The 219-nt window shown below is 50.2% G+C and carries 1 protein-coding gene; it reads left to right on the top strand.

Annotation, left to right across the window (positions count from 1 at the left end; all coding sequences use genetic code 11):
• Positions 1-219: SIS domain-containing protein (locus LJE08_RS14735; RefSeq protein WP_227403682.1), on the top strand; the 219-nt coding region annotated here is incomplete at both ends.

Consider the following 219-nt stretch of genomic DNA (forward strand, 5'->3'; position numbering starts at 1 on the left):
GAAGGCTTTGCATCCGGTGAGCTTAAGCATGGTACGATCGCGCTGATTGAAAACCAAACGCCGGTAATTGCTATTATTACCCAGGATCGGACTGCGGGCCTTACGCGCAGCAATCTGGAAGAAACGCAGTCACGGGGTGCTGCTGTCTTAACGATTGTTTCACGTCATCTGGCACATGAAGACGACAATATCATCATTCCAGACGTTGACGAACTGCTG

It is taken from the genome of Holdemanella sp. DFI.5.55 (assembly GCF_020593575.1).
In the GTDB taxonomy this organism is placed as follows: domain Bacteria; phylum Bacillota_I; class Bacilli_A; order Erysipelotrichales; family Erysipelotrichaceae; genus Holdemanella; species Holdemanella hominis.